Annotated in this window: 14 protein-coding genes and 1 tRNA gene; 2 read left to right on the top strand and 13 right to left on the bottom strand. The window is 42.0% G+C overall.

The window, feature by feature from the left end:
- The first annotated feature begins 128 nt into the window (after positions 1-128).
- Positions 129-205: transfer RNA gene (locus AC4IFT_RS20490), tRNA-Asp, on the top strand.
- Positions 206-683: 478 nt separating this feature from the next.
- Here the strand turns inward: AC4IFT_RS20490 and AC4IFT_RS20485 are convergent.
- The 7 genes from AC4IFT_RS20485 to AC4IFT_RS20455 all read right to left on the bottom strand — a co-directional run bounded on the left by AC4IFT_RS20485 (position 684) and on the right by AC4IFT_RS20455 (position 7,687).
- On the bottom strand, positions 684-1,394 hold the full coding sequence (locus AC4IFT_RS20485; protein ID WP_490752559.1) for an ArsR/SmtB family transcription factor: 711 nt from the start codon (positions 1,392-1,394) through the stop codon (positions 684-686).
- A complete protein-coding gene (locus AC4IFT_RS20480) occupies positions 1,375-1,779 on the bottom strand; it encodes an amino acid-binding protein (protein WP_490736497.1) in 405 nt (134 codons plus the stop codon). The genes AC4IFT_RS20485 and AC4IFT_RS20480 overlap by 20 nt, the downstream gene beginning before the upstream one ends.
- A complete protein-coding gene (locus AC4IFT_RS20475) occupies positions 1,772-2,095 on the bottom strand; it encodes an antibiotic biosynthesis monooxygenase family protein (protein ID WP_273804633.1) in 324 nt (107 codons plus the stop codon). The genes AC4IFT_RS20480 and AC4IFT_RS20475 overlap by 8 nt, the downstream gene beginning before the upstream one ends.
- 103 nt (positions 2,096-2,198) lie before the next feature.
- Entirely contained in the window at positions 2,199-2,543 is a 345-nt protein-coding gene (locus AC4IFT_RS20470; protein WP_490736560.1) for a YfiM family lipoprotein, read from the bottom strand.
- Positions 2,544-2,598: 55 nt separating this feature from the next.
- A complete protein-coding gene (pssA, locus tag AC4IFT_RS20465) occupies positions 2,599-3,954 on the bottom strand; it encodes a CDP-diacylglycerol--serine O-phosphatidyltransferase (protein WP_490736562.1) in 1,356 nt (451 codons plus the stop codon).
- Between the two features lie 159 nt (positions 3,955-4,113).
- The gene (locus AC4IFT_RS20460; protein WP_490736499.1) at positions 4,114-6,759 is read right to left on the bottom strand and encodes a bifunctional acetate--CoA ligase family protein/GNAT family N-acetyltransferase; all 2,646 of its coding nucleotides are present in this window, start codon (positions 6,757-6,759) and stop codon (positions 4,114-4,116) included.
- 226 nt (positions 6,760-6,985) lie between these two features.
- Positions 6,986-7,687, bottom strand: coding sequence for a tRNA-uridine aminocarboxypropyltransferase (locus AC4IFT_RS20455; RefSeq protein WP_490736501.1), 702 nt, complete (start codon positions 7,685-7,687; stop codon positions 6,986-6,988).
- Positions 7,688-7,857: 170 nt separating this feature from the next.
- Here AC4IFT_RS20455 and AC4IFT_RS20450 point away from each other — a divergent pair, with 170 nt between their 5' ends.
- A complete protein-coding gene (locus AC4IFT_RS20450) occupies positions 7,858-8,964 on the top strand; it encodes a tRNA/rRNA methyltransferase (protein WP_490752557.1) in 1,107 nt (368 codons plus the stop codon).
- Between the two features lie 68 nt (positions 8,965-9,032).
- Here the strand turns inward: AC4IFT_RS20450 and AC4IFT_RS20445 are convergent, their stop codons facing one another.
- The 6 genes from AC4IFT_RS20445 to proX all read right to left on the bottom strand — a co-directional run bounded on the left by AC4IFT_RS20445 (position 9,033) and on the right by proX (position 16,015).
- Complete coding sequence (locus AC4IFT_RS20445; protein WP_490736505.1) at positions 9,033-9,455, bottom strand: hypothetical protein; 423 nt, start codon at positions 9,453-9,455, stop codon at positions 9,033-9,035.
- Between the two features lie 100 nt (positions 9,456-9,555).
- Positions 9,556-11,091, bottom strand: coding sequence for a multidrug efflux MFS transporter permease subunit EmrB (gene emrB, locus AC4IFT_RS20440; RefSeq protein ID WP_273827655.1), 1,536 nt, complete (start codon positions 11,089-11,091; stop codon positions 9,556-9,558).
- Positions 11,092-11,108: 17 nt separating this feature from the next.
- Entirely contained in the window at positions 11,109-12,290 is a 1,182-nt protein-coding gene (gene emrA / locus AC4IFT_RS20435) for a multidrug efflux MFS transporter periplasmic adaptor subunit EmrA (protein ID WP_490752555.1), read from the bottom strand.
- 217 nt (positions 12,291-12,507) lie between these two features.
- Positions 12,508-13,023 (bottom strand): transcriptional repressor MprA, encoded by a 516-nt coding sequence (gene mprA, locus AC4IFT_RS20430; RefSeq protein ID WP_273804625.1) that lies wholly within the window; start codon positions 13,021-13,023, stop codon positions 12,508-12,510.
- 662 nt (positions 13,024-13,685) lie between these two features.
- Positions 13,686-14,885, bottom strand: coding sequence for an MFS transporter (locus AC4IFT_RS20425; RefSeq protein ID WP_490736510.1), 1,200 nt, complete (start codon positions 14,883-14,885; stop codon positions 13,686-13,688).
- A gap of 134 nt (positions 14,886-15,019) precedes the next feature.
- Entirely contained in the window at positions 15,020-16,015 is a 996-nt protein-coding gene (gene proX / locus AC4IFT_RS20420; protein WP_490736512.1) for a glycine betaine/L-proline ABC transporter substrate-binding protein ProX, read from the bottom strand.
- Positions 16,016-16,017 lie beyond the last annotated feature (2 nt).

Raw genomic sequence — 16,017 nt, 5'->3', positions numbered from 1 at the left:
CAGTGAAACGCCGTAGCGCCGATGGTAGTGTGGGGTCTCCCCATGTGAGAGTAGGGAACTGCCAGACATTAAATTAGAGTCTTATTGTGAGCTTTCATAATAAGCAGCCGAAAGGCGAAAGAATAAGTGGAGCGGTAGTTCAGTTGGTTAGAATACCTGCCTGTCACGCAGGGGGTCGCGGGTTCGAGTCCCGTCCGTTCCGCCACTTATCGAAGCCCCGTGATGAAAATCACGGGGTTTTTGTTTTTATGCCTATCTAAAAACCCACTCTTAAATAGTTTTATGTTAGTCATCCTATATTACCTATCGGGCTTTTTTCAACGGACTAGTTGAATATATAAATATTCACTACTAATTTGAAATAATGAGAATAGCTCACGCATTTAACTATTTAAACGCTTTATTTGATCTCCATGACTATCGAAGTTATTACTTTGGTGAATGTAATTGTGAGGTATAAAATAAAGAGTGGAAGCTTGAGTGTTTATTGAATAGATGTCATGAGAATTTGTTTGCTAAGAATGGCTTATTAACTTTTAAGTGAATGAGGTTGTAGTGAGTATCGTGTACAGAGTTATAGTATTTATCCACTGCGCATATGACTGCGAGTAATCACTCACTACTTGGCGTATTAGAGGGATATGGCAAAACGAAGAAAATTATACACGTCTCCAGTGATGAGTTTATGCGATATCAATGTTAAAAATTCGTTTTAGGGCTTTTTTGCCGTTAGTAGTAAATATAACTTCACGGTAGCCTGCTGTCTTTAGTATCCATTCATTTTGTTCAAAAGCGTGCAATAACGCAGCTCCAGCGCTTCCGCCTAAGTGCATACGCCTTTCGCTCCAATCTAAACAAGCACACGCCATTTTTCGTTTAGTGTGCATTGAAATATTGATATTGAGGCTGTTAAATTGCTCAATGCCAATAATGGATAATTTATTTTCTTTAGATGTAAACCAACCATTTTTATCCATAAACTCATAAATCTGAACTGCAATTTCTCCTGCTAAGTGATCATAGCAGGTGCGTGCTTTTCTCAGATGAACAGGGGTTGATACTGGAGCTTTATATTCCAATTTCATGGATACACTCATTAGTGTTTCCAACAATTCTGCAATGTCTGAGCCCGCGAGCCGGTAATAACGGTGCCGGCCTTGTGATAAGCAGCTAATTAGGTGGTTTTTTAACAATTTAGTTAAGTGAGCACTGGTTGTTGAAGGCGCAATATTTGCCGCAGTACTTAACTCTGTGGCTGTCCATGCCCTGCCATCCATTAGTGCGCAGAGAATACTGACCCTAGAGGGGTCAGCAATCGCAGAGGCAACCTTTGAAATAGATTTTTCTAAATGCTCATTTTCATCAATGGGTTGGCTAATTTTGTTTTTTATCATTAGGGGTATCCCATTTTTTAGTTACTTCTGAGGCGAGCTCATTGTTATCAGTTATGAGTATTAACCTATTATGATGATCACTATATTGAATCAGGATATTAATTTGGTGGTCTGCTAGGCACTGTGCTATAGCACCAAGTTCACCTGGTTGCTCTTGTTTTAATTTACGAATTACGGGCAGTGAAATGCTTTCCACTGGTATACCTGCTTTAGTCAGTGCCTTTTTAGCTTCTTCAGGCTGTGTGATTAAAAAGTGAGCATGGCTTTTTCCATCGATAGAAAAGACACCTCCACCTTCTAAGCCGACACCATGTTGGCCTAAAGTTGTCGCGAGTAATGCTAATGTACCTGCTTGGTTTTCAAGAATAACATGAATATCATACATTATGGTTATTCTCCTTATCGAAGGAATAATCCCTTATGGTTTCTGCAACTCGGATATGGTAATGAGAGAAAACGGAATTTTTCCCTTCACTTTGCGCACTTTGGTGCATAAAATGACGTTTCCACTCCATAATAGCGGCTTCATTTTCCCACCAAGAAAGCGATAAAATTTTTCCTTCGGTGGTGATACTTTGAAAACGCTCAACCGAAATAAAACCCTCAATATTCATTAGTTCAGATTTCAGCTTTGCGGCAAGTTCAAAATAACGCGCTTTTTGTTCGGGAATTGGAATAGCTTCAAAGATCACGGCAATCATAGAATTCTCCTTAATGTAGAAAGCACAACTATAAGCTTTTCATTAAGCAATACTTCGATGATGGGCGAAGTATTAAGGAAGATAATAATAGAGTAAGGAAGGGTTACTTAAGAGATTGGTATAAACTGTAGCCAGCAGCGGCACCTGCAACGTCGTAAGCAAAGTCGTGCCAGCTCCAGCCTGTTCCTTCAGGGCGACTATCATAAAGCTCTTTTGCAGCACCAAGCGAAATAGAAAATAATAGGCCAAATTGAGCTGCATGACGATGGGACATATTCTGCCTGTCCGCATAAGCATTGCCTGCTGCTGCCATGGCAGCGGAAAATGCAAAGTGCTGTGCTTTGTCTTTTCCTTTCCAATTGTCATTCGACCAATGAAAACCAGCACACCCTGTTGTTAATAACATCAATGAGCTAATAATTACTATTTTTACCGTATTGGCCTTCATTAATTGGTTACCAAAATTGAAAAGCGCCACTTTAAAGTGACGCTTTTTTGTAAACTTATAAGATCCGACTGATCAGCCGATCAACACGTATGCGTCTCAGCCTACGAATTAACTTTTTCACTTTAACAGGGTAAGTTTGAATGCTGTCTAACTCCCTGTAGTGATTAACGACTTTAGTATGAGTGCGAATGCATTCCAATTCATGATGACGTTGGTCTTGAAGCTGTTGTTTAGGATCATGAATTAAAACTGCGTTTTCCAGATCTAAGCCCCATGCGCGTGGATTTAAGTTATTACCCGTGATCAGTTGCCACTGGTTATCGACCCACATACCTTTCAAGTGATAAGTATTATCACCATCTTTCCAAAGCCTAACCGTCAACTGTTTACTGTCAATAAAGCGCTGTAAGCGACTAACAAATCGGCGTAAGTTGATTTCATATAGATAAGGAAGTGCGCCAATAATTTTGAAAGGCTCTTCTGGTGGAATATAAAAATCGTTAGCGGTTTTATCACCAATAATAATTTCAACCTGTTTGCCATCACGTAGTAATCGGCTGATGATCCGCACTAATACCGCTGGAAGGTTAAAGTATGGCGTACAAATAGTTAGTTTATCACTGGTTGAACCCATTAAATGGGTGATCACTCGGTTAAGATCGTTTTTCTTACCTAAGCCAACAAAAGGTGTTACCGATAATTCATCATTAGATGCATTACCAGTAAACTGGTAAGAAGACCCTCTAAGTCCTAAACGGAACTGTTTTATTAGGTGCTTAAATTCAGCTGTTTTAGGGCGCGTTTCTGTATTTAGACGATGAATAGCATCAGTAGGTAATAGTGAATCATCAATGAATTTTCGCATTGATGCTGCTAGCTGGCTATTTTTAATAAGGTGATATCGGTCATAACGATATTTTTCATGTCGTTGTAAATACACATCATTGATGCTTGCTCCGCTATACAGCAGGGTATCATCAAACAGAAAGCCTTTTAGATGTAAGACACCTAAAGCTTCCCGAGTATTGACGGGAATACCATAGATTGGAATGTCAACATCTGGATACTGTTGCGAGACATCGTAATACCAATCCGCGTTGGTGGCATTTGCAGCAGCACCAATACGCCCTCGTTGAGCCCGATGCCAGTCGACGAGAATTTTGATATCTAATGATGTATTAGCTTGTTTTGCCGCATACAGCGCATGAAGAATGTCTTTACCTGCGTCATCTTTCTCTAAATACAAGGCCGTAATGTAGATAGTATTTTGAGCGAGAGATATTTGCTTAAGCAGTTCATCACGAAAATCTTCTGTCTTATATAGCGTTTTGACATCAGCAACATCTTGAGACAGTTTAGGTAAACTTACCAAATATTGTTGATGTTTTGCTTGTTTTAGTTTTGACAACATCACAGTGCGAATTTTCTCTTATTAGTCTAATAGCAAATCGCTTTGCACACATTTTTAAGCGAATGATCAGTGAATGATAGCATATTTAGTCAAAGCATTTAGAATAAATTGCATATCTGTTTAATTCCCATACAGGTTATGCCACGCTCCATCACCTTTTTAAAGGTGAAGAGTGAGGTTCACAACACCATCTTCAAATTGCACTTCAACCTCAAACCCTAATTTTTTCGCTAAGCTGATCATGTTGCGGTTTTCAGGCATGGTGATAGCAGTTAATTTTTTGATGCCATGGCCGCGAGTATAGTTAAGCAATTTTTGCATAAGCTGATAACCCAGTGTTTGCCCTTTCATATCAGAACGAACTAAAACAGCAAATTCAGCCTCTTGATTATCTGGGTCTGCCATTGCACGAACAACACCGATGATTTCAGGGCTTGTACTTTGATTTTTTACTGCCACAAAGGCCATTTCACGGTCGTAATCTATTTGCGTCATATTAGCGAGGTCGTCATGGGTAAACTCACTAATCTCACTAAAATACCGATAATAGAGATCTTCTTTTGTGACCTGCTCGATAAAAGACTTCAATAGTGGTTCATCTTCGGGAAGTATTGGGCGTAATAAGCAGTTTAAATCTTCTTTTAAATGAATTGTTTCTTCTAACTCGCTTGGATAAGGGCGAATAGCAAGCCTTGAGCTTGCCACACCATCATTAGGGCTGAGTGTCATAGAAACATCTAACAAGGTAAATTCATCGCCAGAGGCTAATAGTGGGTGTATATCTAAGCGTGTAATATTTGGGCAATCGATGATTAGGTTTGAAACTCTCACTAATAAACTGGAGAGGCCTAAGATATTCAGTGGTTCTAATGCACTACGCGACTTAATTTTATAGCCTTTGATGGCGTTAATGACGAGGTAACGTGCGAGCGCCATATTTAATGGCGGTAAGGCAACAGCAGCTTGGCTTTCTTGCTGCCATTCAATTCCCCCTTCACCTAACATTATTAGCAGGCCAAATACTGGGTCGAGTTCTACCGCAATACGCAATTCTTGTGCGCCTGCTCGGTTTGCCATGCTTTGCACTAATAAACCTTCAATGCGAGCGTTCGGGAAATTGGTGGAAACACGTTCAATAATTGCTTTTGCTGCATCTTCAACCTCTTTTGCGTTTCTCAGATACAGCATGACACCTTGAACTTCTGATTTATGCACAATATCGGGTGAACGTAGCTTTAAAGCAACGGGATAACCAATTTTTTCAGCAATTTCAATTGCTTCCTCACTTGAATGAGCAATCCAAGTTGGCAAACTATGCAGCCCATAGGCTTTTAAAATAGGCTGCACTTCATGCGTATCTAAATGCAAGTTATTGTTTTTCAATGCTTGCTGAATATATTCATGTGCTTGCTGTGTATTGGCAGTAATCCCCACTGGAAGTGCTGGCGTCTCTTTTAACTGTTTTTGGTTACGGCGGTATTCCACCATGTGCATATAGGCTGTAATTGCCCCTTCAGGGGTTCGATAAGTCGGGATCCCTGCTTCACTAAACAAACGCCGTGATTCTTGAGAAGAATATTCACCACACCAGTTGGTTAAAATAGTGAGCCATTTTCCACGAGGGTGCTGCTTGATGGTTTTGATAATTTTTTCTGCCATGGATTTGCTTTCCGTGATCGCACTGGGGGTGTGGATCAATAAAAGTGCGTCATGATCATGGCTATCGAGCATCTTGTTTAATACGTTAATATAGCGCTCTACCGTGGAATCATCACCCAAATCAATCGGATTTTGTGTGGAGAGATCAAGTGGAAGCAGGGCACTGAGTTCATTTTCGGTTTCAATACTGAGTGTAGCCAGCTTACCATTACGCAGAAGAAGTTCATCCAAAGCCATGGCGGCGGGGGCAGCACCATTGCTCATAATTGATAAACGTTCACCCCGTAATGGGGTCATATAGCTTAATGTTTCAACAGCAGAAAACATTTCATGGGTATCTTGCACCCGCAAAAGGCCTGCCCGTTGAATTGCAGCATCATAAGCGGCATCCAAACTGGGTTTTTCCCCTAAAAGTTCTTGGGCTTTGCGTGTTCGACCACTTTTTATGACGAGAATAGGCTTGTTGCGTGATGCACTGCGTGATGACGATAAAAAGCGCCGCGCATCACTGATGTTTTCAAGGTAAAGCAAAATTGCACTGGTTTTGCTATCGCGGGCTAAGTAATCCAGTAAGTCATCAATATCAATATCGATACTATCACCCAGGGCGATAAAGTAGGAGAAACCGATATCACGATGCCTTGCCCAATCAAGCACGGTATTAGAAACTGCCGCAGATTGGGAAATAAAAGCCAGTTTGCCTTTGAGTATTGGGATAGGTGAAAAGCTGGCATTTAAACCTTGCCATGGTGCTAAAAACCCTAAACTATTAGGACCCAAAAGGCGAATTTGATATTGCTGAGCCACCTTTTTTAATTCATTAAATTGAATCGAAGGGGATGATAAGATAATCACAACTTTGCAGCCTGCTTCACCAAGTTGCAGTAAACAGCTAATATTTCGTGAATGATGTGTACAAATTACCGCAAGGTCAGGTTTGAGTGGAAGCTTATCAATAGAAGGGTAGGCCAGTACGCCCAAGACGGAGCTACGATTTGGATTGACTGGGAGAATCGGCCCTTTAAAGCCGCTGGTGAGAAGGTTTTTCATCATAACCGAACCTGCACGGCTCGGGTTTTCAGAGGCGCCAATGACCACGATTGATTTTGGCCTGAATAAAGATTCTAACTGACTCACTAAACCCATAGAGATAACCCTTCGCTTGGTGAACGGCATAATCGTTCAAGAGATAAAAAGAGGCTAAGTAATACTTATGAATACTATGCCCTATCTTTTATATTGCGCTAGTTTATCCTGCGGATTTAATTAATTTATACAAGCACCTTCACGTTTTAGGATGACGATTATCCGAAAGTGACTATTTCTTGGAACTATTTACGAAAAAAAGCGTGAAAACAGTCCCTAAAAATAGTTAGGAAGCCGTTGCGTTTAACACCATTTGGGCTACTGGGTGATGGGGTTTCCCCTCAAGGTATTTTTGGCGAAATAGACTAAAATGACTAAATAACTGCTGTGAGGCTTGGATATCACCAGCAAGCTCTAGCACTGTAGCGGCAACCTCTGCGGTGCAATGTTGTTCTTCACGGGATGGTGTGCGTAACAGGTAGTCCGTCCGCGCTTTTGTGTTGATGGATAGCATTGGAATGTTATTGAGATACGGGCTCTTACGGAACATTTTGCGTGCTTCAGGCCAGGTTCCATCCAATAAAATAAATAAAGCAGGTTTATCAGAGATGCTAGGTTCATTCACAACAACACGATTTTCTTGCGCATAGCTTTCAGGGAAAATCAGGTAAGGCTGGCGAGTATCATCCTGTAAGGCTGCTAAAAGCTGTGCATCTGGATCGGTCCTTGACCACTGAAAAGCGAGTGTCTCAGGGAGGACATCAGCAATCAGTTTTCCTGTATTGCTGGGTTTAAACACTTCACCATCAAACATGATCAAGCAAAATTGACTTTTCGCTTGGGTTGATACCGTTTCTTGGCACAGGCATTGTGGAACAGGTAACAAGCAATATTGGCAGCGTTTTACACGACAGCCCCTTGCTTTAAAAGGTTTTGTCGATAAAGCGAGGCGTTGCTGGCGGAGGTGATAAACGGCATTAGGTGTCATGTTTGATTACTGTTTTGCAGACCATAAAATAAGCCGCATATTGTACGCAAAACGATTTCTATGCGATAGAGGTATATTCAATAACTTTTCGGTGAGATAATAGTGCGAATCGGTAGCGTAGCCTTGCAACATCATGTAATCTTCGCGCCATAGCTTAGTAGGGGATAGTGATGAACGACTCGAATGATTTTAGTGGTAAAAACGGCAAAGTAAAAGTGATGTATGTCCGCAGCGAAGAGCAGGACAGCAACAAAGGTAACGATAAACGCCGTGGCGGTCGTGACGGTGGTCGCGATGATAGACGTGGCGGAAATGATAAGCGCGGTGGTGACCGACGTGATGGTGGCCGCCAAGAAAGAGGGGGTCGTTCAAATCGCCCTGAAGGTGGTCGTCAGGAACGCCGCTCTGATAACCGTGATAGCGCACCACGTGAGCGTTCCCCGTGGCGTACGGTTTCTAAACCGAATAGCGAAGAATTTGAAAATGATCATGGTGGGATTGTTGGTAAAAGCCAAATCGACCCTGAGCAACTGCGTAAACAACGCCAAGAAGAGACCCGTATTTACGGCGAAAATGCGTGCCAAGCGATGTTTAAAAACCGCCCAGACGCCATTGTTCGCGCATGGTTTTTACAATCTGTCACGCCTCGTTTTCGTGATGCCCTGAAATGGATGGCGGCAAACCGCAAAGCCTATCATGTTGTTGATGATGAAGAGTTATCGAAAGCCTCTGGAACAGAACACCATGGTGGTGTGTGTTTTATCATCAAAAAGCGTGGTGGCATGAGCGCAGACGCGTATTTAGAGCAAGCCGCAGAAAAAGATTGTGTATTAGCGCTGGAAGATGTTGGTAACCCACATAACTTAGGCGGGATCATGCGCAGCTGTGCTCACTTTGGCGTGCAAGGTGTGATTTTGCAAGATGCAGGTATGTTGGAATCCGGCGCGGCAATTCGTACCGCAGAAGGTGGTGCTGAGCACATTAAAGCTATCGATGCTGACGGCTTAACGTCCACGTTAGATAAATTCCGCAAAGCGGGTTACACCATTGTAACTACATCGAGCCATAAAGGCAGCCAAGATTTAGCGAAAGCGAAATTACCAGCCAAAATGGTGCTTGTTTTGGGCCAAGAAAGTGATGGTTTAAGCGATAGCACGTGGGATCAAGGGGATATGAGCCTGTTTATCGGCGGAACGGGCAAAGTTGAAAGCCTGAATGTCTCTGTTGCTACAGGGGTGATGTTGGCACAATGGTGGCAGCAAAACCAAGCTAACTAATCGGTTTATCAATACGATTTCTAAGGCCATACGTTTTCACGTATGGCTTTTTTCTATCTAAAATTTGGCTAGTGAGTCAATAAATCTGCAAACTCAGCAAGTTTCGGCACGAGAAATTCATCTTCTGGATAATTACATGAATAAGCTTCTAATAAGTGATTAGTGAACTGAATAAGATCTAAACGCGTTAATGGCGTGGGTTGAGTTACTATCATATATGCCGCAGATATTTCGTTTAAACTGATGCAGTATTCATAATAACCTTCAGTAAGAGCCTGCTTAATTTCATCGGGAATTGTATTAAAATCCAGATCATCAGCATCAAGTTTTAGCTGCATATAAGCTTGAACGTCATCCAAAATATCAAATGGATAATCTTCTTGGTACTGATTAATGTAGCGAATGAGTTTTCCGCGGCATTGCTCTGTCTGGGCTTCATCCATGGTATTAATCAAAGTAAGTGCCTGACTGTTTTCAATCCATGATTTCATGATTGTTTACCTGAGCGGGTTAATGATTGAACAAGTGTATTTGATAGGAAGGAATGAAGCAAAAAATAACCCCACACCGAAATGTAGGGTTAAATTGAGATTAGTGAGCGCCGCCACCGTCTTTCGACCCCGCACCAAATGGCGGTTTAGCAAACCAGACGATCACCATCAGTAAAATAAAGATCCCCGCGGAGAGCCAGAAAATTTCATTTGCCGATAAGATCAGCCCTTGATCTGTAATGGTTTTCGCTAAGTAAGCCGCACTTTGCTGCTCATTCATGCCAATCTGTGCCAATTCACTGTACATATGCTGCGCATTTGGATTGTACGGATTGACAAATTCGGCAAGATTTTCATGGTGCATGGATTCTCTTTGTGTCCACATTGTTGTGGTAATCGAGGTACCAATTGCCCCAGCCAGCGTTCGGGTAAAGTTAGATAAGCTGGATGCCGATGCCATTTTTTCAGGGGGTAACCCCGACAAGGTAATGGTGGTTAATGGCATAAAGAAGCAGGCAATCGCGAGGCCTTGAACAAATTGCGGCCAAGCTGCTGCTGCAAAGCCCATACCCGGTTCAAAGGTATAAGCACGCCAGTAGTAACAGACAGCATAGATAATAAAGCTGAATGTCACTAAATAACGCATATCAATGCGGTTACCAAATTTACCGATAATGGGGGTAATGAGTAGTGGCAATAACCCAACGGGCGCAGAGGCTAATCCCGCCCATGTTGCAGTATATCCATAAACCTCTTGCAATAGCTGCGGGAGCAAGACGATGGTACCAAAGTACAACATATAGGCGAGGCTGAGGGATAAGCAGCCAATGGTAAAATTGCGCTCCTTAAAGAGAGAGAGGTCAATGACGGGGTGATCGTCGGTTAACTCCCAGACAATTAAGAAGGCAATCGCTACAACGGCAATTACTGTCAAGACAATGATTTCGGTTGAGTTAAACCAATCCAGCTCTTTCCCTTGGTCGAGCATGATTTGCAGTGCGCCAATCCCAACAACTAATAAAACTAAACCAACAGTATCAATGCGTTGAATAGAAATTTTTGTCTCACGGCCTTTTAAGGTACGCATGATGGCAAAAATAATTGCAATACTGAATGGAACGTTGATGAAGAATATCCATCCCCAATGGTAGTTATCACTGATATAGCCACCAAGAATAGGCCCGCAAATTGGTGCGACCACAATGGTCATCGACCAAAGCGCCAGCGCCATACTGCGTTTGGCGGGGGGGTAGTTATTAAGCAGTAAGCTTTGGGATAGAGGGATCAGTGGACCCGCGACTAAGCCTTGAAGCACACGGAATAAAATCAGCATTTCTAAGCTGCCAGAAATACCGCATAACCAAGATGTTAAGGCAAAGAGACCCGTTGACCATAGAAATAGTCGAACCTCACCAATACGCCGTGCCAACCAACCCGTGACGGGAATGGAGATTGCATTTGCCACGCCGAACGAGGTGATCACCCACGTTCCTTGGGAGTTAGATGCGCCAAGGTTACCCGCAATCGTTGGGATTGCGACGTTAGCAATGGTTGAGTCAAGGACTTGCATGAACGTCGCCAGTGAGAGGGCGATGGTCATCCAAGCCAGTTTTGAACCTGTAAGTGGTGCGGTCATGAGTGTTGCGCCCCCACTTATTTGTTCCCAGCGTTATTATTAATTATCTCAGTAACTATCTTGTCGGCAGGAGACATATCCACCGCTAATGCAGATGTATGGTAAGCTGGTGCATCACGCATGCCTTTTGACAGCACTTTGCCATCTTTATTTAAGGTATCAATCGTCACTTCCGTGGATAAACCGATACGTAATGGGCGTTCTTCAAGTTGTGCAGGGTCTAACGCAATACGTACGGGGAGGCGCTGTACAACTTTAATCCAGTTTCCACTCGCATTTTGCGCGGGTAATAATGAAAACGCACTACCTGTCCCCATATCTAGACCAACAACCGTCCCGTTAAAGACCACGTCTTTGCCGTAGAAGTCGGCTGTGACTTTCGCAGGCTGGCCAATACGCATATCTGCCAGTTGTGTTTCTTTAAAGTTGGCATCAATCCACATACCACTCGATGGCACAATGGCCATTAATGGGGTTGATGGCGTGATTTGTGAGCCAATTTGCACGCTACGGCGAGAAACATAACCGTCCACTGGGCTCACAATTTTGGTGCGCTGTAAGGTTAACCATGCATTACGAACTTGAGTCGCAGCTTGCTCAACCGCAGGTTGTTTTTCAATGGAGGTATTGAGGACGATTGCTTGGTTGGCATTATATTGCTCAACGGCCATATCTAATGCAGCTTTTGCACTGACAACGGACTCGCGTGCGTGTTGCAACTCTTCTTTACCGATTAAATTGCTGTTGCCTAATACTTCGCGACGTTTTAGGTCATTTTGTAAACGGCTCAATTCTGAGCGTTTCACATCAATATTCGCTTGTAGCTGGCGGCTGTTAATGATGTGCTGGCGAGTTTGACGCACACTATTTGCCAGTTCGGTTTTGGCTTTATCCAATGCCAATTCAGCGTCCCGTGGGTCAAGCTCAACGAGTACCGTGCCGCTTTTTACGAAGTCGGTATTATCAACGTTAACGGTCATCACGCTCCCAGATACTTGGGATTGGATTTGTACTTGATTACCTGCAACGTAAGCGTTATCCGTTGATTCATAATGGCGAAGTACCAGATACCAATAAACTGCCCAGCCCACGCCAATAGCAATAAAAATTAACGTTAAAAAGACCAAAGCATTTCTGCGTTGTCTTTTTTTATTTCGTTGGGGAGCTTGCGTTTGTTGCATTTCCTCAGGGGAACTCATACTGGTATTACTCCATTTTCGATGGATAAGGATCACGGTTGTTTCCAGTAGTTAGTAGTTAACCACTGGAAACTGAGACTACAAATGATTTTGCTGCTTGATGGGAATATCGTAAAGCATAAGGTAAAAGGATAATGAAATATTACAGGCTGAAAAGTTTTTTTTCGCCTTTGAGTATCAGAATGCCTCAAATACATTAACCTTACAAAATAAATGGTTAATCTTTTATAGTATCCAGTTTTGTCAGTAGTTTACGCATGAGTTTATCAAGCTGCTGTTTTTCATCAGCATCTAAAGCCGACCAGATATCGATTAACGCGCTGTGCTGCGGTGGCAATAAGCTACTTAAAAACTCTGAACCTTTTTCGGTAAGGTGTAAATGTAGACAACGTCTGTCATTGTGGCTTTCTTTACGTTCAATCCAGCCATTTTTTTCCAGTTCATCTGCAATACGAGTTGCATTGGTACGAGATGAGCCCAGTGCGGCACTGAGTTCTGACGGTTGGATACTGCGTGAATCTTTCGTATCTAAAATCATTAATGCCATAAAGAGAGTTTCATTGATCCCTTGAGCTCGTAGCATACTATTGCGAGATTCAAGTAATTTTCCATGAACATGCATACATAAGCGAGTCAAAAGTATCTCTTGATACGGGATTGGTTTTTCATGTGTATCTTGTTGCGCGACGCGAGCATTTAATAGTGCTTCTGTCGGTGTAAATGAACTTTCCATTATTTGGATACCTTATTAGTTTCAGTTGGTAAGATTGCAACTGTCATCAACCATCTAAATGGTATATTAAAAGAGAGAATTAGCAATTATACTTAATTAATATCGATGATTTTATTTTGATAATGATACATGATTCATAAATTTTATGAATGTAATTTATGGGTTTCAGTATAGCGTAATGTATATTTTTAGCCTACCTAAGTATATTTGGATATAAATTAGCCAAAAAAATGCAATTTACACATCAAACAAAATCATATAAAACAATATATAATCACATCGCATTAACTCAATACCATTTTTTTTGTTACCCAATAATTACAAGTTAGATAGATATTGCTATTGATTAGGTGAAAATACCTATTTTTTGTTTTTGGATTATTATTTCTGCTAATAATTATTGCCCTAATTAACAATAATTATACCGTCCAAATGAGATATAGTATTTGTTTAACTGTGTCATTTGCTAACTTTCGCTGTGGTAACTATAACAATATATTATTATTATCTCGAATTATTGATATTAATTTATGGGTTATACGCTTAAATAAAGAAAAAAAGTGACAGTTCCACTTTGAATATATTATGTTTTTTTATGTGTTAATGTGCAGCTGATAACATTTAAGAAAAAACATTATCAGCTGTAGAAAGGGGGAGAGTGATTACTCTTCTAACGTCGAGATAGTGGGATCGAATCGGATACCAATGGCCCAGATAACTAAGCTTAGAGCCGTTAAACAAACGCCTGCAATCGCTACTCCTTCCCAGCCAGCACGTTCATAGGCATAGCCTGATAATAATGAGCCGAGTGCCCCACCAATAAAATAACTGGTCATATACCCTGCGGTGAGGCGGTTACGCGCTTCAGGCATAATGCGGTATAAGGTACTTTGGCTGGTAACATGGACGGCTTGAACTGCGAGGTCAAGTACCAGAATGCCAATAACAAAGGCGACTAAGGAGTGTTTTGCTAAACCTATGGGCAACCAAGATAACAGCAATAAAACCAGTCCAACGGTCGTGATTATTTTACCTTTGCCTTTATCCACAAGGTGGCCCGCTTGTGATGCCATTAATGCTCCCGCAGCACCAACAAGGCCAAATAAACCGATAGTCCCCTCAGAATAGTTAAATGGCGGGCTCGCCAATAAAAATGCCATTGCTGTCCACAATAGCCCAAAATTAGCAAAAGAGAGTGCGCCAAGTGACGCTCTAACCGCCAAAACAGGCGTACTAAAAAATAATCGGCCAATAGAGCAAAGTAACTGAAAGTAGTTAAGATTCGCTTTTTGGTGATAGCGAGGTAATTTAATCGCTAATACAATTAATAAGATAATTAATAAAACAAAGGCGACCCAATAAATTGCACGCCAGCCGCCGACCATTGCTACAGCACCAGATACCGTTCTTGCCAGTAAAATTCCCAGTAATAATCCGCTCATGATGATACCAACCGCTTTACCTCGCTTATTCGGATGCGCGATAGAGGCAGCCATCGGGATCAGCACTTGAGCAACAACAGAAAACAGCCCGGTCAGTGCAGTACCTAATAGGATCTGCCAAATGTTGGTTGAAAGCGCGGTAATGAGTAAGCCTGAAGCAGAAAGAAACGTCATGAATAAAATTAAGCGTTTACGTTCAAATAAGTCTCCAAGAGGAACTAAAAACAGTAAACCGACTGCGTAGCCAAGTTGTGCGGCGGTGACAATAAAGCCTGCCATGTTGGTGGTCAGATTAAATTGCGCTGCAATGGTGTCTAACAGAGGCTGGGCATAGTAATTGCTGGCCACGACAAGGCCTGTTGCAATGGCCATCAAAATAGTGAGGCCCGTTGTTAGCTCCGCAGTTTGGGTCTGTTTCATGTAGGTTACCTATTATTTGCTAGGCGACTACTATAAACAAAATTCATTACCTTGGTTTATTTCTTTTTGTCATTGATGTAAAAAGCCACCCAGATTAGCGGGTGGCTTTAGTTATTTTATTGTGTGATTTAAGCTTACTTAGCGGCTTCTTGCGCTGCTTTCACCCAGCCATCAAACGTGGATTGGTGCGCTTTTATCCAAGCATTGGTGTGGCGTTGGATATCCGCTTGTGACGCTTCACCATTATGCATTCTTAAGTTTTGCGCATTGATATCGGCAATAGGCAGTTTCATCACTTCAAATAATTTTGCCGCAGATGGGTTATCCGCTGCCCATTTTTTGTTAGCGACGATATGCATGGTATTTGGTGGGAAACCATAGTTTTTCCCGTTAGGTAACTTCGTGTCTGTTTTTTCACCGTTTGGCATTGAAGAGAAAGGTACTTCTAACCAGACCACATCACGACCTGGTTTGAGCACATCACTGATCCAATAAGGTGTCCACGTATAATATAAAATAGGTTTACCTTCTTTATATCGGGTAATGGTATCAGCCATCATCGCCGCATAGTTCCCTTGATTATGATCGACTGTTTTTTCAAGGTCATAGGCTTTTAAATGATTATTGATGGCGGCTTCACAACCCCAGCCTGGATTACATCCAGTTAAATCCGCTTTACCATTGCCATTTGAATCAAAGAGTTTGGCAATTTTAGGGTCTTTAAGTTGCTCAACATTAGTAATGTTGTATTTTTCTGCGGTCTTTTTGTCAATGAGGTAGCCTTGAGCTGCATTAACGACGTAATTACCTTGGCGATAGAATACTTTATCACCGCCAGCAGCGTCATATTGCGCATTATGCAAAGGAACCCAGCTGGTGGCTAAGTATGTCGCATCACCATTCGCTATGGATGCATAAGCCACGTTATAGTCGACCTCTTTGATAGGTTGAACATCATAGCCGAGCTCTTCAAGGGCTTTAGCGACGATCAGTGTTTGGAATGTTTCTTCGCTGATAGTACTTTGTACAGGGTTAATTTTTATCCCTTTACCCGGTAGGTCGTTAGCACCTGCCAATGGAATGGTAAATATGGCTGTCAGTGCAGATGCAAGAATGATTTTATGTTTCATTA

The organism is Providencia sp. UF-183 (assembly GCF_058246155.1).
Note: the sequence above shows the minus strand (reverse complement) of the source record. Positions and strands in the feature narration are given on the sequence as shown.

Excerpts from the sequence above, each read along its gene's own strand:
- AC4IFT_RS20475 (WP_273804633.1), bottom strand. The coding sequence starts at position 2,095 with ATGATTGCCGTGATCTTTGAAGCTATTCCAATTCCCGAACAAAAAGCG.
- AC4IFT_RS20455 (WP_490736501.1), bottom strand. The coding sequence starts at position 7,687 with ATGACACCTAATGCCGTTTATCACCTCCGCCAGCAACGCCTCGCTTTA.
- proX (WP_490736512.1), bottom strand. The coding sequence starts at position 16,015 with ATGAAACATAAAATCATTCTTGCATCTGCACTGACAGCCATATTTACC.
- pssA (WP_490736562.1), bottom strand. The coding sequence starts at position 3,954 with ATGTTGTCAAAACTAAAACAAGCAAAACATCAACAATATTTGGTAAGT.
- AC4IFT_RS20460 (WP_490736499.1), bottom strand. The coding sequence starts at position 6,759 with ATGGGTTTAGTGAGTCAGTTAGAATCTTTATTCAGGCCAAAATCAATC.
- emrA (WP_490752555.1), bottom strand. The coding sequence starts at position 12,290 with ATGAGTTCCCCTGAGGAAATGCAACAAACGCAAGCTCCCCAACGAAAT.
- AC4IFT_RS20470 (WP_490736560.1), bottom strand. The coding sequence starts at position 2,543 with ATGAAGGCCAATACGGTAAAAATAGTAATTATTAGCTCATTGATGTTA.
- emrB (WP_273827655.1), bottom strand. The coding sequence starts at position 11,091 with ATGACCGCACCACTTACAGGTTCAAAACTGGCTTGGATGACCATCGCC.
- AC4IFT_RS20445 (WP_490736505.1), bottom strand. The coding sequence starts at position 9,455 with ATGAAATCATGGATTGAAAACAGTCAGGCACTTACTTTGATTAATACC.
- AC4IFT_RS20425 (WP_490736510.1), bottom strand. The coding sequence starts at position 14,885 with ATGAAACAGACCCAAACTGCGGAGCTAACAACGGGCCTCACTATTTTG.
- AC4IFT_RS20450 (WP_490752557.1), top strand. The coding sequence starts at position 7,858 with ATGAACGACTCGAATGATTTTAGTGGTAAAAACGGCAAAGTAAAAGTG.
- mprA (WP_273804625.1), bottom strand. The coding sequence starts at position 13,023 with ATGGAAAGTTCATTTACACCGACAGAAGCACTATTAAATGCTCGCGTC.
- AC4IFT_RS20480 (WP_490736497.1), bottom strand. The coding sequence starts at position 1,779 with ATGTATGATATTCATGTTATTCTTGAAAACCAAGCAGGTACATTAGCA.
- AC4IFT_RS20485 (WP_490752559.1), bottom strand. The coding sequence starts at position 1,394 with ATGATAAAAAACAAAATTAGCCAACCCATTGATGAAAATGAGCATTTA.